The 24,519-nt window shown below is 65.4% G+C and carries 20 protein-coding genes; 5 read left to right on the top strand and 15 right to left on the bottom strand.

What is annotated here, in order from left to right:
* The first annotated feature begins 63 nt into the window (after positions 1-63).
* Positions 64-984 (top strand): thermonuclease family protein, encoded by a 921-nt coding sequence (locus V3G39_08825; protein XAS78120.1) that lies wholly within the window; start codon positions 64-66, stop codon positions 982-984.
* On the opposite strand, the gene V3G39_08820 is transcribed toward V3G39_08825, so the two are convergent.
* Positions 981-1,502: a DUF1990 domain-containing protein gene (locus tag V3G39_08820; protein ID XAS78119.1), complete on the bottom strand. Its 522-nt coding sequence runs from the start codon at positions 1,500-1,502 to the stop codon at positions 981-983. The genes V3G39_08825 and V3G39_08820 overlap by 4 nt on opposite strands.
* A gap of 135 nt (positions 1,503-1,637) precedes the next feature.
* Between V3G39_08820 and V3G39_08815 the strand changes: the two genes are divergently transcribed.
* A complete protein-coding gene (locus V3G39_08815) occupies positions 1,638-4,079 on the top strand; it encodes a DNA topoisomerase IV subunit A (protein ID XAS78118.1) in 2,442 nt (813 codons plus the stop codon).
* Between the two features lie 333 nt (positions 4,080-4,412).
* A complete protein-coding gene (locus V3G39_08810; protein XAS78117.1) occupies positions 4,413-5,744 on the top strand; it encodes a reverse transcriptase family protein in 1,332 nt (443 codons plus the stop codon).
* A gap of 4 nt (positions 5,745-5,748) precedes the next feature.
* Here the strand turns inward: V3G39_08810 and V3G39_08805 are convergent, their stop codons facing one another.
* On the bottom strand, positions 5,749-6,126 hold the full coding sequence (locus V3G39_08805) for a YrdB family protein (protein XAS78116.1): 378 nt from the start codon (positions 6,124-6,126) through the stop codon (positions 5,749-5,751).
* Positions 6,127-6,339: 213 nt separating this feature from the next.
* Here V3G39_08805 and V3G39_08800 point away from each other — a divergent pair, with 213 nt between their 5' ends.
* On the top strand, positions 6,340-7,503 hold the full coding sequence (locus tag V3G39_08800) for an AAA family ATPase (protein ID XAS78115.1): 1,164 nt from the start codon (positions 6,340-6,342) through the stop codon (positions 7,501-7,503).
* 34 nt (positions 7,504-7,537) lie between these two features.
* Here the strand turns inward: V3G39_08800 and narI are convergent, their stop codons facing one another.
* From narI to V3G39_08745, 11 genes are all read right to left on the bottom strand, one after another.
* A complete protein-coding gene (narI, locus tag V3G39_08795) occupies positions 7,538-8,257 on the bottom strand; it encodes a respiratory nitrate reductase subunit gamma (GenBank protein ID XAS78114.1) in 720 nt (239 codons plus the stop codon).
* Complete coding sequence (gene narJ / locus V3G39_08790) at positions 8,254-8,973, bottom strand: nitrate reductase molybdenum cofactor assembly chaperone (GenBank protein XAS78113.1); 720 nt, start codon at positions 8,971-8,973, stop codon at positions 8,254-8,256. The genes narI and narJ overlap by 4 nt, the downstream gene beginning before the upstream one ends.
* Complete coding sequence (narH, locus tag V3G39_08785; protein ID XAS78209.1) at positions 8,970-10,712, bottom strand: nitrate reductase subunit beta; 1,743 nt, start codon at positions 10,710-10,712, stop codon at positions 8,970-8,972. Before narH ends, narJ begins: the two co-directional genes overlap by 4 nt.
* A gap of 1 nt (position 10,713) precedes the next feature.
* Entirely contained in the window at positions 10,714-14,460 is a 3,747-nt protein-coding gene (locus V3G39_08780) for a nitrate reductase subunit alpha (GenBank protein XAS78112.1), read from the bottom strand.
* Between the two features lie 9 nt (positions 14,461-14,469).
* Positions 14,470-15,732, bottom strand: a complete 1,263-nt coding sequence (locus tag V3G39_08775; protein ID XAS78111.1) for an MFS transporter — start codon at positions 15,730-15,732, stop codon at positions 14,470-14,472.
* On the bottom strand, positions 15,729-16,163 hold the full coding sequence (locus tag V3G39_08770) for a pyridoxamine 5'-phosphate oxidase family protein (protein ID XAS78110.1): 435 nt from the start codon (positions 16,161-16,163) through the stop codon (positions 15,729-15,731). Before V3G39_08770 ends, V3G39_08775 begins: the two co-directional genes overlap by 4 nt.
* 103 nt (positions 16,164-16,266) lie before the next feature.
* Positions 16,267-16,911: a response regulator transcription factor gene (locus tag V3G39_08765; GenBank protein XAS78109.1), complete on the bottom strand. Its 645-nt coding sequence runs from the start codon at positions 16,909-16,911 to the stop codon at positions 16,267-16,269.
* A 47-nt stretch (positions 16,912-16,958) separates the two neighbouring features.
* Entirely contained in the window at positions 16,959-18,686 is a 1,728-nt protein-coding gene (locus V3G39_08760; GenBank protein ID XAS78108.1) for a GAF domain-containing protein, read from the bottom strand.
* 87 nt (positions 18,687-18,773) lie between these two features.
* On the bottom strand, positions 18,774-19,379 hold the full coding sequence (locus V3G39_08755; protein ID XAS78107.1) for an HhH-GPD-type base excision DNA repair protein: 606 nt from the start codon (positions 19,377-19,379) through the stop codon (positions 18,774-18,776).
* 113 nt (positions 19,380-19,492) lie between these two features.
* The gene (gene dinB / locus V3G39_08750) at positions 19,493-20,698 is read right to left on the bottom strand and encodes a DNA polymerase IV (GenBank protein XAS78106.1); all 1,206 of its coding nucleotides are present in this window, start codon (positions 20,696-20,698) and stop codon (positions 19,493-19,495) included.
* A gap of 43 nt (positions 20,699-20,741) precedes the next feature.
* Positions 20,742-22,865, bottom strand: coding sequence for a DNA topoisomerase IV subunit B (locus V3G39_08745; protein ID XAS78105.1), 2,124 nt, complete (start codon positions 22,863-22,865; stop codon positions 20,742-20,744).
* Between the two features lie 255 nt (positions 22,866-23,120).
* On the opposite strand from V3G39_08745, the gene V3G39_08740 reads away from it, so the two are divergent.
* On the top strand, positions 23,121-23,324 hold the full coding sequence (locus V3G39_08740) for a hypothetical protein (protein ID XAS78104.1): 204 nt from the start codon (positions 23,121-23,123) through the stop codon (positions 23,322-23,324).
* An 81-nt stretch (positions 23,325-23,405) separates the two neighbouring features.
* On the opposite strand, the gene V3G39_08735 is transcribed toward V3G39_08740, so the two are convergent.
* Together V3G39_08735 and V3G39_08730 are read right to left on the bottom strand one after the other, a co-directional pair.
* Entirely contained in the window at positions 23,406-23,954 is a 549-nt protein-coding gene (locus tag V3G39_08735) for a DUF3040 domain-containing protein (GenBank protein ID XAS78103.1), read from the bottom strand.
* A 1-nt stretch (position 23,955) separates the two neighbouring features.
* Positions 23,956-24,474, bottom strand: a complete 519-nt coding sequence (locus tag V3G39_08730) for an SAV_6107 family HEPN domain-containing protein (protein XAS78102.1) — start codon at positions 24,472-24,474, stop codon at positions 23,956-23,958.
* Between the last annotated feature and the right edge of the window lie 45 nt (positions 24,475-24,519).

Raw genomic sequence — 24,519 nt, 5'->3', positions numbered from 1 at the left:
TAGGGAGCGAATTTGCCTGCAACCAATAGTTTTTCGATAACTGAGACCATCTACCCTGTGCCCATGAAGCTGTCTTTGAGAGCGCCGCGCGGCGGGGTACGCGCGGCCGGGGTCCTCACACTTGCTGCTACGACACTGGCGATCTCAGCGTGTCAGCCGGCGACGGACTCCGCGGCGTCCAGTCCGAGAAAGGCCACCTCGGTCGCAGCATCCGTAGCTTCTGGGTCTGCCACCTCCAGCACCGGAGCCGGCAACTCACCGACCAGCTCTGACGGATCCTCACTGGGTCCACTCGTACCCGTCATCAGCGTGATCGACGGGGACACGATTGCGGTCCGGATCGACGGTGCCAGAGTCAAGATCCGACTGATCGGCGTCGATACGCCAGAGACCCGTAAACCGAACACGCCGGTGCAGTGCTTCGGGAAACAGGCCAGCAGCAAAATGCAGAGCCTGGTGCAGAGCCGCAGCGTCCGCTTGCAGGCCGACCCCACCCAGGGCGACCGTGACAAGTACGACCGCTCACTGCGGTACGTCTTCACCGCCGATGGCGTCAATGTCGCCCAGACGCTGATCGCCGGGGGCTTCGGTCGCGAGTACACCTATGCCGCGCCGTACCGGTTCCAGAAACAGTTCCGGTCCGCGCAGGTCAGCGCGAAATCCACCCGCTCGGGACTCTGGGGAGCGTGTCCCTTCTTCGGTGCTCCGCTGGTGGCTGCGACGCCCACTTCGGCCAGCGCGCGACCAAGCGTTGCGCCGAAGCCGACCAGGCGCCCCGCTCCCCCTGCGCCACCGGCTCAACCGGCGAAACCCGCCGGTGCCTGCATCATCAAGGGCAACATCAGTTCCAAGGGCGAAAAGATCTACCACGTGCCCGGCGGGCGGAGCTACGACAAGACGAAAATCACGCTCAGCAAGGGTGAGCGTTGGTTCTGCAGCGAGTCCGACGCCGTAGCGGCAGGCTGGCGCGCTGCCCGCGACTAGCGGCAGTGTCGCGCGGCAGTAGCCACGTACCCCCGGCTGGCAACGGACTGCACCAGATGCCCGAGCGGGCCGGCCGCCCTGGTGTACCAGCGTCCCGGCGCCGACACCGCGCTCACACTGACCTGCGTGCGGCCGTCCGGCAGCCGCTGCGCCACGAACAACTCCTCACCACGTTCGGGATGTCCGGGCAGCGTGCCGTAGGCGAATCCCTGCCGGTCCGGCTCATCGACCAGGTAGACGACCCTGGTCGGAATCCGGAACGCCACGCGCCCCGGCCCGGCGTGCAGCACCACGACATCCCCCACGGCGAGCGCCCGGTCCGGTGCCTGGACGCGCATCTTCAGACCCCGTTGCATGCCGAGACCGAGCACGAAAGCTGCTGCCTTGTCGAACACTTCGGGTCCACCCACGATGCGGGATGCGCCGGTACGCCGCATCCCAGGCGGGGTGGGCTGCCCTGGCCGGGTCGCGCCGATCGGGGAGTAGGTGAGCGGCTGATCACTGAGCTTCTCAGGCATACCTCGATCATCTCGCGTGGCCCGGTCGACGACTGCGGCGGATGGCGCAACGGCGTGGTCACTGCGTACCGGTCGGCGGGGTGAGGGACACTGACCCCGCAGTCACCGTCCCACCTTGAAGGAGACACGCGGAGCATGGCGCGCGGCACCAAGACCCCACCCCCCGCCGACGATTTCGTCGAGAACATCGTCGACATCGACGTACAGGACGAGATGCAGAGCGCGTACCTGGAGTACGCGTACTCGGTCATCTACTCCCGTGCGATCCCTGATGCCCGTGACGGACTCAAACCCGTGCAGCGGCGCATTCTCTTCGGGATGGATGAGCTGGGGCTTCGCCCCGAGCGCCCGCACGTGAAGTCCTCCCGGGTGATCGGTGAGGTGATGGGCAAGTATCACCCGCACGGTGACCAGGCAATCTACGACACTCTCGTTCGGCTCGCGCAGGACTTCACCATGCGGGTACCGCTGGTCGACGGACACGGCAACTTCGGCTCGCTGGACCAGGGGCCGGCCGCCGCCCGGTACACCGAGGCCCGACCGGCGCCGGTGTCGATGACGATGCTCGCGGGGTTGGATGAGAACACCGTCGACTTCGAGCCCAACTACGACGACCAGTTCATGCAGCCGACCGTGCTGCCCGCTGCGTTCCCGACGTTGCTGGTCAATGGCGCGAGCGGTATCGCGGTCGGTATGGCGACGAATATGGCGCCGCACAACCTCGTCGAGGTGATCGATGCGGCGCGCCACCTGATCACCCGTCCGGACTGCTCACTGGACGATCTGATGCGGTTCGTTCCCGGGCCGGACCTGCCGTGCGGTGGACAGATCGTCGGTCTGGAAGGTATTCGCGACGCCTACCTGACCGGTCGCGGCAGTTTCCGCACCCGCGCGACGGTCCGGATCGAGAACGTGACACCGCGCCGAAAGGGCATCGTCGTGACCGAGCTGCCTTACCTGGTCGGACCCGAGAAAGTCATCGACAAGGTCAAAGACCTCGTACAGAGCAAGAAGTTGCAGGGCATCGCGGATCTGAAAGATCTCTCGGACCGCACCAAGGGACTGCAGCTGGTCATCGAGATCAAGAACGGCTTCAATCCCGATGCGGTGCTCGAGCAGCTCTACCGGCTGACGCCGCTGGAGGAATCCTTCGGCATCAACAACGTCGCGCTGGTCGAGGGCCAACCGCGCACGCTCGGCCTGAAGGAACTACTGCGGGTCTACGTCGACTTCCGGATCGACGTCGTGCGCCGCCGCACCCAGTTCCGCCTGGACAAGCGGCTGGCCCGTCTACACCTGGTGGAGGGCCTACTGGTCGCGATCGTTGATATCGACGAGGTCATCCAGATCATCCGCAGCTCCGATGATTCAGCATCGGCGCGCACCCGGCTGATCGACGTCTTCGACCTCTCAGAGGCGCAGGCCAACTACATCCTGGATCTGCAGCTGCGTGCGCTCACCAAGTTCTCGCGCATCAAGTTGGAGAAGGAGCAGCAGGAGCTGATCGAGGCGATCGAGGCACTGCGCGAGATTCTCTCGGATGAGAAGTTGCTGCGCCGCACGGTGTCCGCCGAGCTGGCAGAGATAGCGAAGACCCATGGCACACCGCGTCGTACGACGCTGCTCGAGGCTTCGGGTACGACCGCGACCGCAGCGTCTCTGGAAGTGCCGGACGACCCGTGTCACGTATTGCTGTCCTCCACGGGCCTACTCGCACGCACCACGACAGACGACCCGTTGCCGCAGGGCGGCGCTCGGCGCAAGCACGATGTCGTGGTCGCCGCGGTCACCACGACGGCGCGCGGCGAGTTCGGGCTGGTGACCTCGGCCGGACGGGTGGTGCGGGTTACAGCCATCGATCTGCCGACGATGCCCCCGACCAGTGGTTCGCCGGTACTGTCCGGCGGCGCTCCCGTGGGGGCTTACGTCGATCTTGCGGCGCGCGAGACCGTGGTGACGCTGACCTCGCTTCGCGCGGACTGCCCCGGTCTCGCGCTCGGCACCCGGGCCGGCACGGTGAAGCGGGTGAACACGGACTATCCGAGCAGGGACTCCTTCGAGTTGATCACTCTCAAAGACGGGGATGCTGTGGTCGGCGCCGCCGAGTTGCACACCGGTGAGGAGGAGCTGGTCTTCGTCACCACCGACGCGCAACTCCTGCACTTCAGCGCCGCTGTGGTGCGTCCGCAAGGACGTTCGGGTGGCGGCATGGCGGGGATCAAGCTCGGTGCTGGCCAGAGCGCGCTCTGGTTCGGGGCTGTGGATTCGCAGGTGGCGAACGCCGTGGTGACGGTTGCCGGTGGCGACGATGCGCTACCGGGGACCGACGGCGGATCAGTGAAAGTGACCGACTTCTGGGCCTACCCCGGCAAGGGGCGAGCCACTGGCGGGGTGCGTGCGCACCGCTTCATCCGCGGTGAGAACGCCTTGGTGGCAGCGTGGGTCGGACCGACCCCCGCCCGCGCGGCTGGCTCGACCGGGCTCGCAGTGGATCTGCCCGACATCGACGACCGCCGCGACGGCAGCGGTATACCGGCGTCGGGAGCGATCGCAGCAATCGGTGGCGCGACCGGGTGACCGCCCGCCACGCCAAACTCCACCGCCTCGCCTGACCGGCCCACGGCACTGTGGCTCAGCAAACCCCGAGAGGCTCAGGTGGACGTGTGCCCCTCGGGGTTTGCTGAGCCATGGTCGGTCAGAGCGGCGGGGGTGCATGATGAACCGCGTGTGGTGGCGCCGGCGAGATACATCGATCTGTTTCGACAGGTCGGCGCCCGAGGCTCCCTCCGGTAGCAGCAGTTTCACCTTGCAGCAGGCCCACAGGTGCGGCACTGCGCTTCGCGCAGCCGCGTACCCGTTCGTGCAGGACTGGTCGCCTGGCGTCACCACATCTCACCTCCGAGTCCGACCATGAGACGTGATCCAGCGCAGCACGTCGCCCGAGCGCTGGCCTGGGGCTTTCTCGCGGCACCCGAATGGACCGACAGGGACCTGGTGGCCTCCGCCGTGACCACCCTCGGCTACCGGTACCGGTGGATGAAGCGCGTCGTGCGGCCCGTGATGGCGACTTATCACCGTCCTCCGGTGGATCGCCCCGAGGCGCTCTCCCGGTTCGTGCTCACTCACACCCCGCTACGTCAGGCCCTGGCCGATCAGGCCCATCGGGGTGCTCCGGCCCGGGTGCGTCAGCTGGTGCTGGCCCCCGCCTCGATGGGTCGGCAGCGTTGGCCGGTGCCGCCGATCGAGGACCTCGCATCGCTGGCCGACCTGTTGGACCTACCACTGGAGCAGCTGGGGTGGGCTGCCGACACTCGCGGCCTGCAACGCCGCACCCCGCCCGGCCCGCTGCACCTCTACCGACATCAGTGGGTGCAGCGCCCTGGTGCCGTGCCGAGACTGCTCGAGTCGCCCACCCCGCTCTTGCGTGCGGTGCTGCGCCGGGTGCTGCAGGAGATCCTGGTGTGGGTGCCGGTGCATCCGGCCGCACACGGCTTCGTACGTGGTCGCAGCGCCGTGACGAACGCGACCGCACACCTCGGCGCGTCCACGGTGCTCTGCCTGGACCTGCAGACCTTCTTCGCCACCATCACCGCGAACCGCGTCAACGGCATCTTCCGCTCGATGGGGTATCCGGCGTCGGTGGCCTGGACGCTGACCGCGCTGTGCACCCACCAGACCCCCGCGCATGTGTTGTCCGAGATACCCACCGGCGGTGACAGCTCACAGCGGTATCTGCTGAGGTCGCGGCTGCGCTCGCGCCACCTCCCCCAGGGCGCTGCGACGTCACCCGCACTGGCCAATCTGGCCTGTTTCGGGCTCGACCAGCGCCTCGCGGGATACGCCGCGGCTGCGGGACTGACCTACACGCGGTACGCCGATGACCTCACCTTCTCCGGGCCCCAGTGCTCAGCGCAACGTCTCGTATCGGCGGCCAACGCGATCGTGCGTGAGGAGGGGTTCGCGCTCAACGCGGCCAAGACGCGGGTACGCGGGCCTCATCAACGGCACGAAGTCACCGGGGTCGTGGTCAACGAACGACCGAACGTGCCACGCGAGTACTACGACCAGCTCCGCGCAGTCCTACACGACGCGCACATACATGGCGTCGACGCCGCGAACCGCGACGGTCACCCCGATTTTCGACGACATCTCGACGGGCGGATCGGCTGGGTGGAGTCGCTCAACGCCGGGCGCGGCGCGCGCCTGCGTGCGCAGTACGACGCCGTCATCTGGCCGATCTGACCGCTCACCCATCGCCGCGCTGGGAGCGTTCGCCGAGGATGAACGCCGATCCGGTCGCGACCAGGAGGAGTGCTGCCCAGACGAGGTCGCCGCTCAGGGCGAGTAATGCGGCCGAGGCGGCGACCAGGAGCAACTTCGCGGCCAGGCTGCCCGGGTACGGCAGTCCACGGCTGGCCCGAGGTGCCAGCCACAGGCCCCCCACCACGGCAGCTGTGAGCGGTAGCGCGATCGCGAGAAGCACGGCGGTGAGCGCATCAGGTCCCAGCCGCGCTCCAGCTATGCCGAATGCCGACAACATCAGCAGCTCGGCCACGAAGACGAACACGTCGAGCACCGAGACGGACTGCCGCGAATCACCGGACAACCACACCACCCCCGCCATTGTGCAAAGTGTGACAGGCGCAGAAAAAGACCCGTTGATGGTCCAGGAGGGGGCAGGCAGTGTCTCGAATTCTCCGGCAGCGAGGAATGGGTCAGGACGTTTCTCTGATGCCGCAGGACTGGTCGTTACGAGTGCAACCGCAGGTAATCCGCGCGGTGCAGGTTCGCGCCCAGATCATCGGGCACTGTCGGTAGCGAATGGCAGCATGAGCGGATGCTGCACACTGTCGCGATCTGCGGGTACCGCTCAGTACGCAGCCTCGTGCTGCCCCTCACCGGGCTGGACGTCGTCACCGGCGCCAACGGCAGCGGCAAGTCCAATGTCTACCGCTCCCTGCGACTCATCGCCGGGATGGCGACCGGTAGCGCCATCAGCGCGCTGGCCCGCGAGGGTGGGTTGGGCGCGGTGCTGTGGGCCGGCCCAGAGACAGGTACCCACAGCGGGCATCCGACCCAGGGCACCCGGCGGAAGGCACCGGTCGCCCTTCGACTGGGTTTCTCAGGTGACGACCTCGGGTACGCCGTCGATCTCGGTTTACCGACGCCGATGGACATCGGCACGGCATCGCTCTTCGTCCGCGATCCGGTCATCAAGCGGGAGTGGGTGTTCGCCGGTGCGTTCCCTCGGCCTGCAACGCTGCTCGCCGAGCGCAACCGACAGGTGGTGCGGGTGCGCGACGACACCTGGCATGAGCTGCCGGCAAAGCTCTCCGGGCACCGCAGCGTGCTCGCCGAAATAGCCGATGCGCAGGGCGCTCCAGAAATACTCGCGCTTCGGAACTCGGTGCGGGAGTGGCGTTTCTACGATCACCTGCGCACCGACCCCGGGGCGCCGGCTCGGTCCCCACAGGTCGGTACCCGGACTCCCGTTCTCGGCTCGGACGGCGGTGACCTCGCCGCAGCTCTCCAGACGATCATCGAGCTCGGACATGCCGATCTGATGGATGATGCGATCACGTCGGCGTTCCCGGGATCGCGGTTGATCGTCGAATCCCGAGACGGCGTCTTCTCACTCGGGCTGCGCCAACCCGGACTACTGCGGGTGCTCGGTGCCGCTGAGCTCTCGGACGGCACATTGCGGTTCTTGATGTTGGCGGCCGCCCTGCTCAGCGTGTATCCCCCTGGGCTGATGGTGTTGAACGAACCCGAGACCAGCCTGCACCCGGACCTGTTCCCCGCCCTGGGCGCCCTGATCGCCGCAGCAACCGCCACTACCCAGCTCATCGTTGTCACGCACTCCGTCGAACTGGCCACCTGCATCGACCGTGCCAGCGGGCGTGACGCCGGTCGGCTGCACCTTCAGAAGCGCGACGGGGAGACCGAACTGCGTGACCAGGGACTGCTCAGCACCCCCTCCTGGCAGTGGCCAAAACGCTGAAGTACAGAAGCGCGGCGGACAAGATCGTTGTGGCTCAGGAGTCGATGCGGTCCCACCCACGCCGGGTCGGCTGATTACCGAGTTGATCGTCGCGACTGCGGTAGACGATGTAGGGCCGGGTGAGGTATCCGATCGGTGCGCTGAAGACGTGCACCAACCGGGTGAACGGCCATAGCGCGAAGAGCGCCATCGCGACGAGCCCGTGGACCTGGAAACCGAGCGGAGCAGCCCCCATCAGGTCAGGGTGCAGGTCGAAGCGGAAGATCCCGCGGAACCAGACCGACACGCCCTCGCGGTAGTTGTACGCGCCCGCGGCGTTGGCGACCAACGTGTTGTAGACGCCGAGCACGATCACGGTGCCGAGGAAGAGGTACATCACCTTGTCCATCCGCGTCGTCGCGGAGAACACCGGTCCGGTGGTGCGGCGGCGATAGATCAGGATGACCATTCCGACGAGTGTCATCACACCGGCCACAGCGCCACCTGCCAGCGCGACGACGTGATAGATCGGCTCGGAGATTCCCACCGCGCTGGTCCAGGACTGCGGTATCCCCAACCCGATCACGTGCCCGAAGAACACCCCGATGATGCCGAAGTGGAAAAGCGGGCTACCGATTCGTAGCAGCTTGTTCTCGTACAGCTGTGACGAGCGGGTGGTCCAGCCGAACTTGTCGTACCGGTAGCGCCAGAAGTGGCCCACCACGAAGACCGTCAGGCAGATGTAGGGAAACACCACGAACAGGAACACGTTCATCGACTGGCTCCACGGAAGCTCGGCATCGGCAGGGAGACACGGCCGCCGGCCGCGGGCGCCCCAGCCTGCGCGGCGGACGGACTGAATTCGGGTGTGGCGAACGGCGCGAGCCCCACCTCCTCCTCCGGTGGACCCTCTGCTGCCAACCGGCGTACGGCGTCCCGCTCGTCTCCACCCAGTGGCGGGAATGTCGCGCATATCGCGTCAACGGCTCCGGACCACGGTGAGTGCAGGTCCTGCAGCGACAACCGGAGCAACTCCAGGCCGGCACGGTGATCGAGCATCAGCGCCCGCCCCGCCTCCCGGTCGATCGTCGCTGCGTACTCCAGCACCACGCAGAGGTGGTCCGGGAGTTCACTTTCAGCGAGGTCGAAACCAGACCGTTGGAAGGTCTGCTTGAACCGCAGCAGTGCCAGCCCTCGTTTACGGGTGTCGCCGTGCGCGAAATACGTCAGATAGAGGTTGCACCGACGGCGGTTGTCGAACGTCTCGACGTAGTCACACTGCAGTTGATCCAGCGGCGTCGACTCAAGCCGTGAGATCAGCTTTCCGAGGCCCTCGCTCATCGCGTCCGGCAAACTCGCGACAGCTATCCGCAACATCGGCAGCCGCCGCAGCAGCACCTCGTCCGGATAGTCCAGCAGCAGCGAGGCGGCCTGCCACACAATGGTCAGCTGCTCGTCGCTGCGCTGTTTGGCGTGCGCGCGGCGTCTCACTTCCGAGCCTCCGGCAGGGGCTTTGATCCAGGCTCGATGGAGGCTGCGTCTGCCGCCTCTCTCGTATCCGCCGACTCCGGGTCACCAGCGCCGGAGTGCGCTGGGAACAACCCCTCCGGCGCGCCGTTGCCGTCCCAGTTGAGCAGATTCACCCGACTGCTGCGATCCGGTGGGCCTGCAGATGCATCACTCATCTGGCGGGCTTTGAGCATCTGGAAATTCTCCACAGCGATCGGCGCGGCGCCACCGGACCCTTCGCCGAACGGGCCCGAGCCGCCCATCCCCGGTCCGCCGTCGAAGTCCAGCGAGCACTCGGTGGCCAGTTCCTCTAGCGAGTGCGCCTGCTCGGTGTGCGCGGGCGGGATGACGTACCGCTCGTCGTACTTGGCGAGCGCGAGCAGCCGGTACATGTCGTACATGTCCTCCTCGGTCATCCCCACTTCCTGCACGATCGAGGCGTCCGGGTCGCGGTCCATGTTGATATCGCGCATGTACGAGCGCATCGCCGCGAGTTTGCGCAACACCAGGTTCACCGGCTCGACGTCACCAGCGGTGAAGAGCTCGGCAAGGTACTCCACCGGGATCCGTAGCGCATCGATCGCCGCGAAGAGATTGCCCTTGTCCTCGGCATCGAAACCGGTGTCCTTGATCACGTCCACCACGGGCGACAGCGGTGGGATGTACCAGACCATGGGCATGGTGCGGTACTCCGGATGCAGCGGCAGAGCCACCTTGTATTTGCTGATCAGCGACCAGATCGGCGAGCGCTGAGCGGCTTGTACCCAGTCGTAGGGAATGCCCGCGAGTTCGGCCTCGCGCATCACGTCCGGGTCGTTGGGGTCCAGGAAAACCGACCGCTGCGCTTCGTAGAGTCCCTGGTCGTCTTCGGTGGACGCGGCCTCCAGCACCCGGTCGGCGTCGTAGAGCATCAGCCCGATGTAGCGCAGCCGCCCGACACAGGTCTCGGAACAGACGGTCGGTATGCCGACCTCGATCCGTGGGAAGCAGAAGGTGCACTTCTCGGCCTTGCCGGTGCGGTGGTTGAAGTAGATCTTCTTGTAGGGGCATCCCGACACGCACATCCGCCAGCCGCGACACCGGTCCTGGTCGACCAGCACGATGCCGTCTTCTTCACGTTTGTAGATCGCGCCGCTCGGGCAGGACGCCGCGCATGACGGGTTCAGGCAGTGCTCGCAGATCCGCGGCAGATAGAACATGAAGGTCTGCTCGAACTCGAACTTCACCTTGTCCGCGATCTTCGCGAGCATCGGGTCCCGATGCGCGGTCGCGGTCGAGCCGCCGAGGTCGTCGTCCCAGTTGGCCGACCATTCGATCTTCATGTTCTTGCCCGTGATCAACGACTTGGGTCGTGCGACCGGGATGTGCTCCTGGGCGGGGGCCGTGGTCAATGTCGCGTAGTCATAGGTCCACGGCTCGTAGTACTCATTGATCGAGGGCAGTTTGGGGTTGGAGAAAATAGTCGCCAGTTTGCGAAAACGGTTGCCCGCTTTGAGTTTCAGGCGCCCACGCGAGTTCAGCTCCCAGCCGCCCTTCCACTTCTCCTGGTCCTCGTACGTGCGGGGGTACCCCAGGCCGGGCCGGGTTTCCACGTTGTTGAACCACACGTACTCAACTCCTGAGCGGTTGGTCCAGGCCTGTTTGCAGGTCACCGAGCAGGTGTGGCACCCGATGCACTTGTCGAGGTTCATCACCATCGCCATTTGAGCCATGACCCGCATATCAGTACTCCACATCCTGTGAGCGTCGACGGATGACCGTGACCTCGTCGCGTTGGTTGCCGGTCGGTCCGAGATAGTTGAACGCATAGGTGAGTTGCGCGTATCCACCGATCAAGTGGCTGGGTTTGATCAGCAGCCTGGTCAACGAGTTGTGCACACCACCACGCTTCCCGGAGGTTTCCGCGAGCGGTACATCGATCAGTCGGTCCTGTGCGTGGTACATGTACACGGTGCCTTCGGGCATCCGGTGCGAGACAATGGCGCGCGCGACAACCACGCCATTGCGGTTGACCGCCTCGATCCAGTCGTTGTCCTTGATCCCGACCTTCGCGGCGTCCTCGACGCTCATCCAGATGTTCGGACCACCGCGAGCCAACGACAACATGAAGAGGTTGTCCTGGTATTCCGAATGGATGGACCACTTGTTGTGTGGTGTCAGGTACCGCACAGTCAGCCCCTCCACCTCGCCGCCGGTGCCGTCCGAGACGTTCCCCAGCACGGGTTCGGCGAAGAGGGAGGCCATGTTCAGCGGCGGCCGGTAGACCGGTAGTCCTTCTCCGAGCTCGGTCATCCAGTCGTGATCGAGGTAGAAGTGCATCCGCCCGGTCAGGGTGTGCCACGGCTTGCGCCGTTCCACGTTGATGGTGAACGGGGAGTAACGCCGTCCGCCCGTCTCCGAGCCGGACCACTCCGGCGACGTGATGACCGCTACCGGAGCGGCCTGAGTGTCGGCGAAGGTGATGTGTTTGCCCTCATTCTCTTCGGCGAGATCCGCCAGTTTCACCCCGGTGCGCTTCTCCAGAGTCTTGAAACCCTGCACCGCGAGCGCACCGTTCGTGGTGCCCGACAACGCCAGGATCGCCTCGCATACCTGTTTGTCGCGGACCAGCAGCGGACGACCGTCGGCGACGCCACCGCGCACCACGCCGTTCTTGTGCCGCAGGTAGTCGACCTGGGCGCCCACCTCGAAGGTGACTCCCTTGGTCGTCGCGCCCAGGGTGTCCATCAGCGGACCCAGCGCGCCCATCTTGGCTGCGATCGCGCCGTAGTCGCGCTCCACCTCGATCAATTTCGGCATGGTGACACCGGGAATCGGCTCGCACTCCCCGGCCTTCCAGTCCCGCACCACACCATGTGGATTGGCCATCGCATCCGCAGTGTCATGGGTCAGCGGCGCCGCGACGACGTCCTGACGGACCCCGAGCCGGCTCGCGGCGAGCTCGCTGAACTTCTCGGCGATCGTCATCCAGGTGTCCCAGTCGTTACGGGTCTGCCAGGGCGGCGATATCGCGGGATTGAAGGAGTGCACGAAGGGGTGCATATCGGTACTGCTCAGGTCGTACTTCTCGTACCACGTCGCCGCTGGAAGCACGACGTCGGAGAAGATCGTGGTGCTGGTCTGCCGGAAGTCGATGGTCATCAACAGATCGAGTTTGCCCTCGGGCGCGTGCTCGCGCCAGCGCACATCACGCGGTCGTGCACCCTGTGGCGCCTCGGTCGCCCGCACCGAGGAGTCGGTGCCGAGGAGATGTTTGAGGAAGTACTCGTGCCCCTTGCCAGAAGATCCGAGCAGGTTGGAACGCCATACATTCAGGATGCGAGGGTAGTTCTGCAGCGCATCCGGGTCCTCGCCGGCGAAGTTCAGCTCGCCACTCTTGAGCTGCTCCACGATCCGCTCGGCGACCGGTTGGCCCGCTGCAGCAGCTTCGTCGCACAGGTCGAGCGGGTTGCGGTCGAACGTGGGATAGGACGGCATCCACCCCATCCGCGCGCTCTGCGCCAACACGTCCGCCGTGCTCTTGTTCGCAAACGCTCCCTTGGCCGACGTCGAAGACAGAGCGTCCGCACTGAACGGGTCGTAGCGGAACTGGTTGGTGTGCAGGTACCAGTACGCCGTCTGAATCATGTTGCGCGGCGGCCGATTCCAGTCCAACGCGTTCGCGACCTGGTTGTAACCGGTGAGCGGACGCACCTTCTCCTGGCCCACGTAGTGCGCCCAACCGCCGCCATTCACGCCCTGGCACCCGGTGAGGTTGGTCAGCGTGAGGAACGCCCGGTAGATCGTGTCGGAGTGGAACCAGTGGTTGGTGCCCGCGCCCATCACGATCATCGACCGACCCTTGGACTCCACCGCGTTGCGGGCGAATTCCCGGCCGATCCGGGCGGCCGCAGACGCAGGCACGCCGGTGACGGTCTCCTGCCAGGCAGGGGTGTACGGCGCTGCCGCGTCGTCGTAACCGCTCGGCCACTGCCCCGGAAGACCGGGCCGCTGCACGCCGTACTGTGCGAGCAACAGGTCGAAGACCGTGGTGACCAGGTGGCCATCGACGCGTCGCACCGGCACCCCACGCACGGACTGGTTCGCCGAACCGTCCGGCGCATCGAAACGCGCCATCGTAATCAGCGCCGTCTCACCATCACCCACTGAGCCGTCGTCGTTCATCAGCGACAAGCGGGGCGAGACGCCCTCCAGATCCAAATTCCAGTGGCCCACACCTGACTCGCCGAAGCGGTGCCCGAGCGAACCATTGGGCACAACGGGCACATCGGTGGCGGAGTCCAACAGCACTGGTTTGAATGCGGCGTTCTCCTGATCGCGGTGCTCCGCCAGGTCATCAGCGGTCAGGAACTTGCCGGCCACCGCGCTGCCGTCCTGGCTGATGTCGATCTTCACCAGGTACGGCAGGTCGGTGTAGCTGCGCACGTACTCACCGAAGTACGGCTCCTGGGTGTCGACGAAGAACTCCTTGAGCACCACGTGCCCCATCGCCATCGCGAGCGCGCCGTCGGTGCCGGGCTTGGGCGCCAACCACTCGTCGGCGAACTTGCAGTTGTCTGCGTAGTCCGGCGAGACCGCGATGACCTTCTGGCCGCGATAGCGCGCCTCCGTCATCCAGTGCGCGTCCGGGGTACGGGTGACCGGCAGGTTCGAGCCCCACATGATCAGGTAGCCCGCATTCCACCAGTCCCCCGACTCCGGTACGTCGGTCTGGTCGCCGAACACCTGCGGGGACGCGACGGGCAGGTCGGCATACCAGTCGTAGAAGCTCAGCATCGAGCCGCCGATCAGGTTCACGAACCGGGCGCCGGACGCGTGCGAGACCATTGACATCGCCGGAATCGGAGAGAATCCGGCAACCCGGTCCGGGCCCCACTTCTTGATCGTGTGCACGTGAGCGGCAGCAATGATCTCGACTGCTTCCTCCCAGCTGGCCCGCACCATCCCACCCTTGCCGCGAGCCGATTTGTAGGCTTTCGCCCGCGCCGGGTTATCCACGATGTAGGCCCATGCGGCCACCGGATCTCCGCCGCACTCCTGCTTTGCGGTGCGGTACATCTGCAGCAGCACGCCGCGGATGTAGGGGTACCGGACCCGGGTCGGGGAGTAGGTGTACCAGGAGAATGCCGCGCCGCGGGGACAGCCGCGCGGCTCGTACTCCGGGGAATCCGGACCGACCGAGGGGTAGTCGGTCTGCTGCGCCTCCCAGGTGATGATCCCGTCCTTGACGTAGACCTTCCACGAACACGAGCCCGTGCAGTTCACCCCGTGCGTCGAGCGCACCACTTTGTCGTGGCTCCATCGCTCCCGGTAGAAGTCATCGGCAGATCGTCCGCCCTTCTTGTGCAGGGTGCGTAGATCGGGCGACACCTCGCCTTTGGTGAAGAACCGCCGGGTGCGCACCAATGCTTCACTGATGTCGCCGTCCAGGCCGGTTCCACCGCGTTTGTCATCGGCTGTCTGAGTCACGGAACATCCTTAAGAGGAGACGGTGGAAGGTACAGGGGCGGCATAGGAACCGGCATGCTGTTGGGAGAGTCGGCGCACAATGGTGACGGTGAGCAGCAATGCGAGCGCCGCCGTGACCGCCAGCAGGACCAGCCCGATTGCGTAGGAGTCGGTGCGGCCGTATATGTAGCCCATGATCAGTGGCGGAACGAACCCGCCGAGTCCCCCCGCAGCGCCGACCAGCCCGGTCACGCCGCCCACTTTTGCCGGGTCCGTGACAGCCGCGATCAAGGCGAAGGTTGCTCCACTGCCCGAGCCGAGTGCCGCTGCCATCGCCAGGAATGACACGGTGCCCAAGTGCTCCAGCAGTGGCGTGGTAGCTGCGATTGCAGCGCCCAGGACAACAACGCCGTAGCCGATCGCGAGCACCGGCACAGCCCCGAAACGGTCTGAGAGCCACCCGCCCACCGGTCGCATCACCACCGCGACCACGACGAAGCCCGCCATCCGGTTCGCCGCGTCTGCTGGCGTCAGCGAGTAGGCAACCTTCAGGTAGCTCGGCAGGTAGACCGAGAAGGCGACGTACCCGCCGAAGGCGACGGCGTAGAGCACGCTGGCCTGCCACGCGATGGGAAGTCGCGCGTTGGCGGTCACTCGCGCCACCATGGAAGTCGTGGGCACGACTCGACCCGGCGCGTCTCGCAGTACGAACCACGCAATCACCGCGTACACGGCGAGCGCCACGGCTGTGATCAAGAACGGCACTTTTGTGCCCGCGTTCGAATAGAGCTTGACGGTGGTGAGAGCGCTGATCGCGGTGCCACCCATCCCGGCACCGAAGATGCCGACCGCGAGACCACGACGCTGCGGCGGGTACCAGGAGTTCACGAAAGGTACTCCGACAGCGAACGAGGTCCCGCTGATACCGAGGAAGAATCCGCCGACCAGCAGGCCGATGTACGAGGTCTGCGCAAAGAAGGCGATGAAGAGGATCGGGACGATCGTGGCGGCAGACACCAGCGGGAACATCACCCGCCCGCCATACCGGTCCGTCAGCGCTCCGACCGGGATACGACCCACGGACCCGACGATGACGGGGACGGCAACGAGCAGCGCCACGTCGGATTCGGAGATGGCGCCCAGCGTGCCCTTCGCGCGAAAGAGCGGCCCGAGCGGGCTGAGCAGCGCCCATGCCCAGAAATTGATCGCGAAACCAACGGTTGCCATCGTCAGCATCAATGCGGGAGATCTGGTCTCCCCACGGGTTGCGTGCACGCTTTCGTGCGCGGTCACGTGGCCGACGTTTCGCCGCCGCCGATGTGGAACCGGCGACCGCTGATCTCCTCGGGCTCTATTCGCAGTACGTGTGGTTTCGGCGCACCGGGCGCCCACGGGTGCAGCGGCAGCGCCAAGGCAGCAACCACCTCGTCGATATCCCTCATTTCCTGCGCGGTCCCGTGCACGACGACGCTCCACGCCCTGCCCTCGACCAGGTCGTATCCGTCGATTTCGTAGGCCACCGGCTGGCGGGCAGCGCCCGCGAGCTTGGTGCCTGCCGCCGTGCGGAATGCGATGCCACCGTGATCCACCACATGGTTGACCGGAAAGATCTGCGGCTTGCCGTCGATCACCACGGCCAATCGACCGAACGGCGTGGATCGCAACATCTGCAGACACTCATGCTGCGCCAAAATCTCAGTCTCGGGATGCGACATAGAACTCATGACCCAACCCTGGCGCCCCAGCTACCGATCAGACAGGGACCTTGGTCCCGCAGTGCTTCCAGGTCCGCAGCTTTCAGGTCCGCAGCTTTCAGGTCCGCAGCTTTCAGGTCCGCAGAGGGTGGGTCTCGTGGGTCACCGCGAAGACCGCTGCCTGGGTGCGCCGCTGCATTCCCAACTTCGCCAGGATCGATGTCACGTAGTTCTTGACCGTCTTCTCCGCGAGAGACAGCTCGGCTCCGATCTGCCGATTGGTCTTGCCCTGAGCGACGTGGTCGAGGATCCGGCGTTCCTGGGGCGAGAGGCGCGCAAGTCGCGGGTCCTGCTCCGATCGCACCCACGAGCGCCGCACCCGCTCGACATCAGCCATCGAGATGAGCTGTTTGCCGGCCGCGACATCTCGGACCGCATCAACCAGTCCGTTGCCCTTGATGTCTTTGAGCAGGTATCCAGCGGCGCCCGCGAGTACTGCGGTCGCCAGCGCCTCTTCATCGTCGTAGGACGTCAGCACGAGCGCCGCGATGGACGGATCCTGCGACCGGATCTCGCGGCACACATCAATGCCCGATCCGTCGGGTAAACGGGCGTCGAAGATAGCCACATCAGGGCGCAGTGCCGGGATCCGCGCGCGAGCCTGCGCTGCAGTGGCAGCCTCTCCGACGACCACGAAGCCCTCGATCGACTCCAGTAGTTCTCGCAACCCACGGCGCACGATCTCGTGATCGTCCAGGAGAAAAATCGTAGTGGTCACAGTGGTATTACACGCGCTCGCGCAGGCTGACGCCAGGGACTTCGGTCCTATCCCGCATCACCCGTGAGGTCCCCCATCGGCACCCGCCAGTAGAAGGTGGTGCCACAGGGTGCGCTGCCTGAGACCCTCAGGGCGCCGCCGCGATCCATGGCGCGTCGCCGCAGATTGGCCAGACCGCTCTCCTGCAGAATATTCGGCAGCCCCACTCCATCGTCCTGGATCGTCACCGCGAGCTCATCGAGCAGGTGCGCCACATGGACGGTGACGGTGTGCGCCTGCGCATGTCGCGCAACATTGGCCAGGCCCTCTCGTAGTACCGCCATCAAATCGGGAATGAGTTGCGCCGGTAGGGCATCCAGTTCGCCGGTGATCTTCAGCGAGGCCGGCGTGGGCAGCACTTCGGACGCGTCGCGAACCAGCTCAGTGACCTCGCCCGCCACGTCGCGCATGGCATGCTGCAGTTCGAAAATGCTGTGCCGGATGTCCTTGATCGCTTCATCCAGCTCGCTGACCGCCTCATCCAGTCGCCCGCGCACCGTCGAGTCCAGTCTCATCCGCGAGGTGGACTGCAGCGACAAGCCCGTTGCGAACAGCCGCTGAATGACATGGTCATGCATATCCCGAGCGATTCGATCGCGATCCTCCAGCAGCGCCAGTCTGCTGCGATCGGACCGGGTGCGCGAGGCCAGCAGGGCAAGACCGATCTGGTCGGCCAACCGACTCAGTGACAACACGGTGTTCTCGACGCCCTCGTCATCGACCTCCCACGCAACTGCAAGGACGCCCAGCTCCTCACTACCAACTCTGATCGGCACTACCGCGGTGCGCGCCGGGGCAGATGGCACGCGCATGGCCACCAGCTCTGCAACCATCCGCCGTTCCTCGGCAGCTGAATCTGCGTCCAACACGCAGGGTGCGCCGCTCGCCACGATCCTGCTCCACCCCGGATCGTCGAGCGTTGCGCCATCAGGAACACCAGCGGCGTAGTCGCTGGCGAAACCGGTCACCGCGAGCCGATGCGTTGAGTCGTAGAGCCCGACGACGGCTGTGGACGCAGTGGCCAAGGTGCGGGCTTGCTGAGCCAGGAAGTTCATCGCCCGGCGTTCCGAGGCGCCATCGAAGAGCATCTGCCGCAGATAGCCGGTGGCTTCCAGCCATCGCTCCCGACTCCGCGCGCTCTCATAGAGCCGGGCATGCTCGACGGCGACGCCCGCAGCGGCCGCCAATGCGACCAGCGCAACCTGGTCCTGTTCGGTGAAGCACTCTCCGCCAACTTTTTCGGTGAGATAGAGGTTCCCGAAAATCTGATCCCGGATCCGGACCGGCGCACCGAGAAAGGTACGCATCGGCGGGTGATGGTCGGGAAACCCTTGGAACGCCGGATGAAGACTGACGTCGGCGATGCGCAGTGGGCTGGGGTCTTCGATCAGCAGACCGAGAACTCCCTGACCGCAAGGAGTCTGCCCAATCGCAGCGCGCCGATCATCGCTCACCCCACTGCTGATGAACTCCGCCAGATGCTCTCGGTCGTGCCCGAGCACACCGAGTGCGCCGTACTCGGCATCGACCAGTGTGCAGGCCGCACTGACGATTCTCTGCAGTACCTCCGCGAGCTGGAGGTCGGTGGTGACGGCCAGAACGGCGTCCAGCAACGCACTCAGTCGCTCGCGGTCGCGAGCTGCCGTTTCCGCCCCACTGCGAAGTTCACGCAGCAGAACCTCTGCCGAGACCGAGTCCGCCCCAGTGATCGGGCCGATCCCATTGCCTTCTCCCATGCCCACACGTCAAGGCTAGGGCACGTGCTGTCGACGACTCTGGTGTTCTGTCTAAGGCCCGACCTCGAACGCGTTGTTATTCGTGCCTTATTTCGCAGCCGCGCTTTCCTTGGCTTTCAGTTTCGACGCTTTCTTGAAATCGCGCACCTTCTGCAGCGACTCCGATCCCACGACGTCCGCGACGGACCGGAAACTACCCTGCTCGGCGTAGGGGCCGATTGCAGTACGCCACCCTCGGGGAGCCACCCCGAGTTGTTTGGCCAGCAACGCGGCGAAGATACGGGCCTTCTGCTCCCCGAATCCGGGCAGCGACTGCAACCTCTTCAGCAGGTCCTCGGTGTTGCCGGACGTGGTCCAGATGCGAGAGGCATCACCGTCGTACTCATCTCGGATGACGACTGCGAGCGCCTGGACGCGCCCGGCCATTGACCGACCGTAGCGATGAATCGCGGGCGGTGTGGAGCAGAGATCGGCCCACTCCTGTGGGTTCTGGTCGGCGATCCGGGCAGGGTCCAGGGAGCCGAAACGATCGACGATCTTCGCGGGCCCGCGGAACGCCTGCTCCATCGGGTACTGCTGGTCCAACAGCATTCCGACAAGCAGCGCGAACGGATCGCGGCTGAGCAACTCATCAGCACGCGGCTCCTGGGCAATCTGGATGGGATGTACCGGAGCCTGAGGATCGTCGGACATACCCGAACCCTAGTGCGGTGAGTCAGAAATAGAGCGGGTGCAGATACGGGGATGGTTGCTGTTCGGGCGCGGCGCGACCATCAAGGAACTTTGCCCGTATCCGCACCCGCTCCTCAGTCGGGCAGGACGGGGGTCTCCCACCCCACCGGGCGTCCCAGATGCACGCCCCGGGTCAGCGCGGTGGGCCCGAAGCGCTCACGCACCGTGTCCATCGCAGCATCCACCTGCCCGGACTGGACCACATCGAACGGCAGTGTCGGCTGCAGGCGATCGGGCTCGGTGAGCCCCGCGACGCTGATTCCCACCAGATTGACTCCCCGATCCGCGATCAACGCAGCAGTTTCAGCCAGTAGATCCCGACCGATCTGCAGGAATGTCGCCGTTGCCGCCGTCGCCTGTGGCAGAGTGCGCGAACGAGTGACGCGACTGAAGTCGGCCAGCCGCAACCGCAGGGTGAATGTCACTCCCCACCGCCCCGAATCGCGTAGCCGCTCGGTCACCTTCTCCACCAGCCCCATCAGGATCTCATCGAGCTCTGCGCCCGTACGCGGACGGCCGCCGATGGCCCGCTGGGCTCCCATCGACCGCCTGCGCCGCCCTGGTGCCACCGGACGTGGGTCACGCACATTGGCCAGCGCCCACAGCTGGCGGCCCGCAGCACCACCGATGACGCCCACGAGGTCGGTTTCCTGCGCCGCAGCGAGTTGGCCGATCGTGGCGATGCCCCGGGCATGCAGCTTTGCCGAGGTCACCTTCCCGACGCCCCAGAGTCGCTCGATGGGCAGCGGATGCAGGAAGTCCTCTTCACCGCCGACCGGCACGATGAGCAACCCGTCCGGTTTGCTCACCGCACTCGCGATCTTCGCGAGGAACTTCGTGCTCGCGCCGCCCACGGAGATCGGTAGTCCCACCTCGGCACGCACCCTGGAACGCACGATGGCGCCCAGCTGCTCCGGGGGTCCCACCAACCGTCGCAGCCCGGATACGTCCAGAAATGCCTCATCGATCGAGATGCCCTCGACCAGTGGCGTGATGTCGTGGAACACATCGAACACCGCCCGGCTGGCCTGGCTGTAGGCGCTCATCCTGGGAGGAACGATGACAAGATCCGGACACAGACTGCGGGCCACCCGCTCACTCATGGCGGTGCGGACGCCGAACGCCTTGGCCGGATAACTGGCAGCCAGGATGATGCCGCCTCCCACCGCCATCGGGCGACCGCGCAGGGACGGGTCATCACGTTGCTCTACCGACGCGTAGAACGAGTCCAGATCGGCGTGCAGGATCCCCGGCACGGACACGCTGACCGATGAAGACACGAACACATGTTCGCACCAGGACGCCGTGGGCGCCACCTGGATCTCAGACGTCGATGCGCTCTCTGTCCAGTGCGGCCGCCGAGTCCACGATGAACTCCTTCCGCGGTGCGACGTCACTACCCATCAGCAGATCGAAACAAGCCTCCGCCTTTTCGGCGTCGGCAAGGGTTACCCGTCGCAGCATCCGGTGGCGCGGTTCCATGGTCGTCTCGGCCAGCTGATCGGCATCCATCTCACCCAGCCCCTTGTATCGCTGCGGAGGCTTGACGTTACGGCCGCGCCGCTGCAGTTGGGCCATGGTGGAACGCATCTGCGCCTCGGAATAGGTGTAGAGCACCTCGCCCTTGGCGCGACCCTGGGCCACGGTCTCGATCCGATGCAAGGGAGGCACGGCGGCGTACACCCTCCCGGCATCGACCAACGGGCGCATGTACCGGAAGAAGAGCGTCAGCAACAGCGTGCGGATGTGGGCACCGTCCACGTCCGCGTCGGTCATCAGGATGATCTTGCCGTACCGGGCGGCCTCCAGTTCGAAGCTACGCCCCGAACCGGCACCGACGACCTGGATGATCGCCGCACACTCCGCGTTCTTCAGCATGTCCCCGACAGAGGCCTTCTGAACATTCAGAATCTTGCCGCGGATCGGCAACAGAGCCTGGTATTCCGAGTTGCGCGCGGCGAGGCCGGTGCCAAGAGCGCTGTCCCCCTCGACGATGAACAGCTCGGTGTGCGCTATGTCCGTCGAGCGACAGTCCTTCAGCTTCCCTGGCAGCGAGGAACTCTCCAGCGCGGTCTTGCGACGCTGAGTCTCCTTCATTGTCCGGGCGCTGATGCGCGCCTTCATCTCATTGACAATCTTCTCCTGCAGCTGCGTCGACTGCGTCTTGCCGTCCCGACCGGTCGCGGTGAGGTGGGCCGTCAGTTCTTTCTCGATGATCTTGGCGACAATGCCCCGTACCGCGGAGGTACCGAGAATTTCCTTGGTCTGACCCTCGAACTGTGGTTCCGCCAGGCGCACTGTCACCACTGCGGTCATCCCAGCGGTCATATCGTCTTTTTCGGGTTTGTCCGACCCGATCTTCAAACGCCGTGAGTTGGCGTCCAACTGCTTGCGGAACGCCTTGACGAGCCCCTGCTCGAAGCCCGCGAGGTGGGTGCCGCCCTTCGGCGTGGCCACGATGTTCACGAACGAAGACACCGACGTCTCGTATCCCGTGCCCCATCTCACGGCGACGTCGACGGTGGCCTCACGCGCCACCTCCTGAGAGTTGAGATGACCGTGCTCGTCCAGCACCGGCACCGTCTCGTGGAAGGTGCCGGACCCCTGCAGACGCCAGGTCGAGGTAAGGGCTGCGTCGGGCGCGAGGAAGTCGGTGAACTCCGAGATGCCCCCGTCGTGCTGGAAGACCTCTTCAAGCGGTCCATCCGCAGGCGGTGTGCCCGGTAGTCCGCGCTCGTCGCGGATCACGATCCGCAGGCCGGGTATCAGGAACGACGTCTGCCGGGCGCGATCTGCCAGGCCCGCGTAGTCGAAACTCGCGTCAGCCAGGAACACCTGGTGGTCGGCCCAGTACCGGATCCGGGTGCCGGTCACTCCCCGTTTGGTGCGACCTGATGTCCGCAGCTCACTACGGTCGACGTAAGGGGTGAACGGGCTGTCCGGTCCAAGACCCGAGCGATCGTCGTACAGTCCGGGCTCACCACGACGAAAACTCATCGAGTGGGTCGTCCCGCCGCGGTCGACCTCGATATCCAACCGGCTCGACAACGCGTTGACGACCGAGGCTCCGACCCCGTGCAACCCGCCCGTCGCGGTGTAGGAGCCACCACCGAATTTGCCGCCGGCATGCAGCTTGGTCAGGGCCACCTCGACGCCGGACAACCCGGTGCGCGGTTCGGCGTCAACGGGTATGCCCCGCCCGCGATCGATGACCTGCACCGACCCGTCCCGGTGCAGCACGACGTCGATCTGCTCGCCGTACCCGCCGAGGGCTTCGTCGACCGAGTTGTCGATGATCTCCCAGAGGCAGTGCATCAGCCCCCTGGAATCTGTGGAGCCGATGTACATACCGGGACGTTTGCGCACCGCCTCCAGGCCTTCCAGGACCTGCAAATGCCGGGCCGAGTAGTCCTCAGGTCGATCTACGCGCTGTCTGCCGTCGGCCACCTGTCATTCCTTCGCAAGAGTCAGTCTTCGGATGCTGCGTTCGCAGGCTATCCCGGCCCACCGACACGTGATACGCACCACACGGGGGGTGCCTGCGACATGGGAATGGCCGCCCATGCTTGACTGTTGTTCGTTCTGAAGGACGTTACGAAGATCCAAACAAGTCTCGGGTCCGAATAACGACCAGCGGAACTCGGTCCGAACGGACCTCCGCCGTAGGCGCCGACAGGCGTCCCGACGAAAGGATGAACGACCATGGCAACAGCCCTCGCCCCGACATTGACAGCTGCTGACCGGTGCGACCGGTGCGGCGCCCAGGCCTTCATCCGCGCGCGCCTCACCGAAGACCACGAGTTGCTCTTCTGCGCACACCACGGAAGAGAGCACCTGGAGAAGCTTCGCAGCATCGCACTGGAAGTGGTTGACGAAACCGACCGTCTCGACCCGACAGGTTCGTAACAACACAACCCGCACAACGGAGAACGCCCACCACAACCAGTGGTGGGCGTTCTGCGTTGTGCGGGTCGCACCTTGCTGCTGTTACCGGCCTGACCCGTTGCGGCGACGCTCCCAGCGCTGCTCCATCCGCTGCATGAAGCCACCCTGCGGACGTGCCGGGCCAGCAGAATTGTCGCGCCGCCGGCGGCGGGGACTCCGCTGCACTGACCCGTCAGGTCGGACCGAGCCGAGGGCTGGGCCGCCAGGGCCGGGAGGGCCGATCGCGTAGGCACCAGAGCCCACCATGACCGCAAACCCCAGGGCGCCCAATGGGACGCTCTTGATCAGCACTCCGGCGACCAGCGCTCCTGCGCCCAGCAGTAACAACAACACGCCTAGTGCGAGCCGACGGCGAGCGCGCAGTCGCGCCGGGTCGGCAACCATGTGCGATGCAAACTTGGGGTCGTCAGCGCTTAACGCCTGTTCCATCTGTTCCAACAGGCGTTGCTCGCGCTCGGAGAGCGGCACGGTGACCTCCAGGCGATCTGTCAGGGAAAAACGTTGAACGACAGTCGCGTCGCCCTCAGCACTCCGAGAATAAATGTCGACACCCGGACCCGTGAAGGCAGGGTCCTGAAATCTCGTATCCATCCTACGTCCGTTGAAACGCGGGCACACACCCAGGAAGCGGGCCCATCATCGGAAGGCCGAGTCGGGACATCACCGACTCGATGAAAACCTCCGCCTGGCGCAACAGATCGTCGGCCTCTCGACCGTTCAGGTGCACGCGCCCCTGAGCCGCCTCTGTTCCTCGAACTGCGGTCATTGCGAAGAACTGAGCCCATTCGGCCAGCTCGGGATGTAGCACGCCCAGGGAGTCCCAGACATCTCGGCGACGAGGCGACTTCTTCGATCTTGATCGGCTGGCCAGCGCAGCGGCCGCCGCACGCAGCGCACCGAGTTGGGCAAGGCGATGACGTTCGACAGTGTCCTGGCTGTGACAGGCCTCCAGCAAAGCATCACGAGCCCGGTCGATCAGCTCCAGCACCGTGGCGGGAGGAGCGGCTGCAATTGCCGTGTCCGACCCTTGCCGTGCGGGAATCGATCCGGATTGTTCGGCTCTGGTGTCGAGGGTCTGAGAAGAATCCAGGGTTCGAGAAGTGATGATCATGGTCGCCCGCCTCCAATGTTCGTAACTGTGTTCGAACATCGTATG

Source organism: Dermatophilaceae bacterium Sec6.4, from assembly GCA_039636865.1.
GTDB lineage: Bacteria > Actinomycetota > Actinomycetes > Actinomycetales > Dermatophilaceae > Allobranchiibius.
This window is presented reverse-complemented; position numbering and strand designations above follow the sequence as displayed.

What these genes read in the sequence shown, in the direction of transcription:
- narI (XAS78114.1), bottom strand. Translation starts at nt 8,257, where the DNA reads ATGAACGTGTTCCTGTTCGTGGTGTTTCCCTACATCTGCCTGACGGTC.
- V3G39_08825 (XAS78120.1), top strand. Translation starts at nt 64, where the DNA reads ATGAAGCTGTCTTTGAGAGCGCCGCGCGGCGGGGTACGCGCGGCCGGG.
- V3G39_08760 (XAS78108.1), bottom strand. Translation starts at nt 18,686, where the DNA reads ATGGGAGAAGGCAATGGGATCGGCCCGATCACTGGGGCGGACTCGGTC.
- V3G39_08730 (XAS78102.1), bottom strand. Translation starts at nt 24,474, where the DNA reads ATGATCATCACTTCTCGAACCCTGGATTCTTCTCAGACCCTCGACACC.
- V3G39_08735 (XAS78103.1), bottom strand. Translation starts at nt 23,954, where the DNA reads ATGGATACGAGATTTCAGGACCCTGCCTTCACGGGTCCGGGTGTCGAC.
- V3G39_08755 (XAS78107.1), bottom strand. Translation starts at nt 19,379, where the DNA reads ATGTCCGACGATCCTCAGGCTCCGGTACATCCCATCCAGATTGCCCAG.
- V3G39_08800 (XAS78115.1), top strand. Translation starts at nt 6,340, where the DNA reads ATGCTGCACACTGTCGCGATCTGCGGGTACCGCTCAGTACGCAGCCTC.
- V3G39_08740 (XAS78104.1), top strand. Translation starts at nt 23,121, where the DNA reads ATGGCAACAGCCCTCGCCCCGACATTGACAGCTGCTGACCGGTGCGAC.
- V3G39_08820 (XAS78119.1), bottom strand. Translation starts at nt 1,502, where the DNA reads ATGCCTGAGAAGCTCAGTGATCAGCCGCTCACCTACTCCCCGATCGGC.
- V3G39_08770 (XAS78110.1), bottom strand. Translation starts at nt 16,163, where the DNA reads ATGAGTTCTATGTCGCATCCCGAGACTGAGATTTTGGCGCAGCATGAG.
- narH (XAS78209.1), bottom strand. Translation starts at nt 10,712, where the DNA reads ATGCGGGTCATGGCTCAAATGGCGATGGTGATGAACCTCGACAAGTGC.
- V3G39_08805 (XAS78116.1), bottom strand. Translation starts at nt 6,126, where the DNA reads ATGGCGGGGGTGGTGTGGTTGTCCGGTGATTCGCGGCAGTCCGTCTCG.
- V3G39_08810 (XAS78117.1), top strand. Translation starts at nt 4,413, where the DNA reads ATGAGACGTGATCCAGCGCAGCACGTCGCCCGAGCGCTGGCCTGGGGC.
- V3G39_08815 (XAS78118.1), top strand. Translation starts at nt 1,638, where the DNA reads ATGGCGCGCGGCACCAAGACCCCACCCCCCGCCGACGATTTCGTCGAG.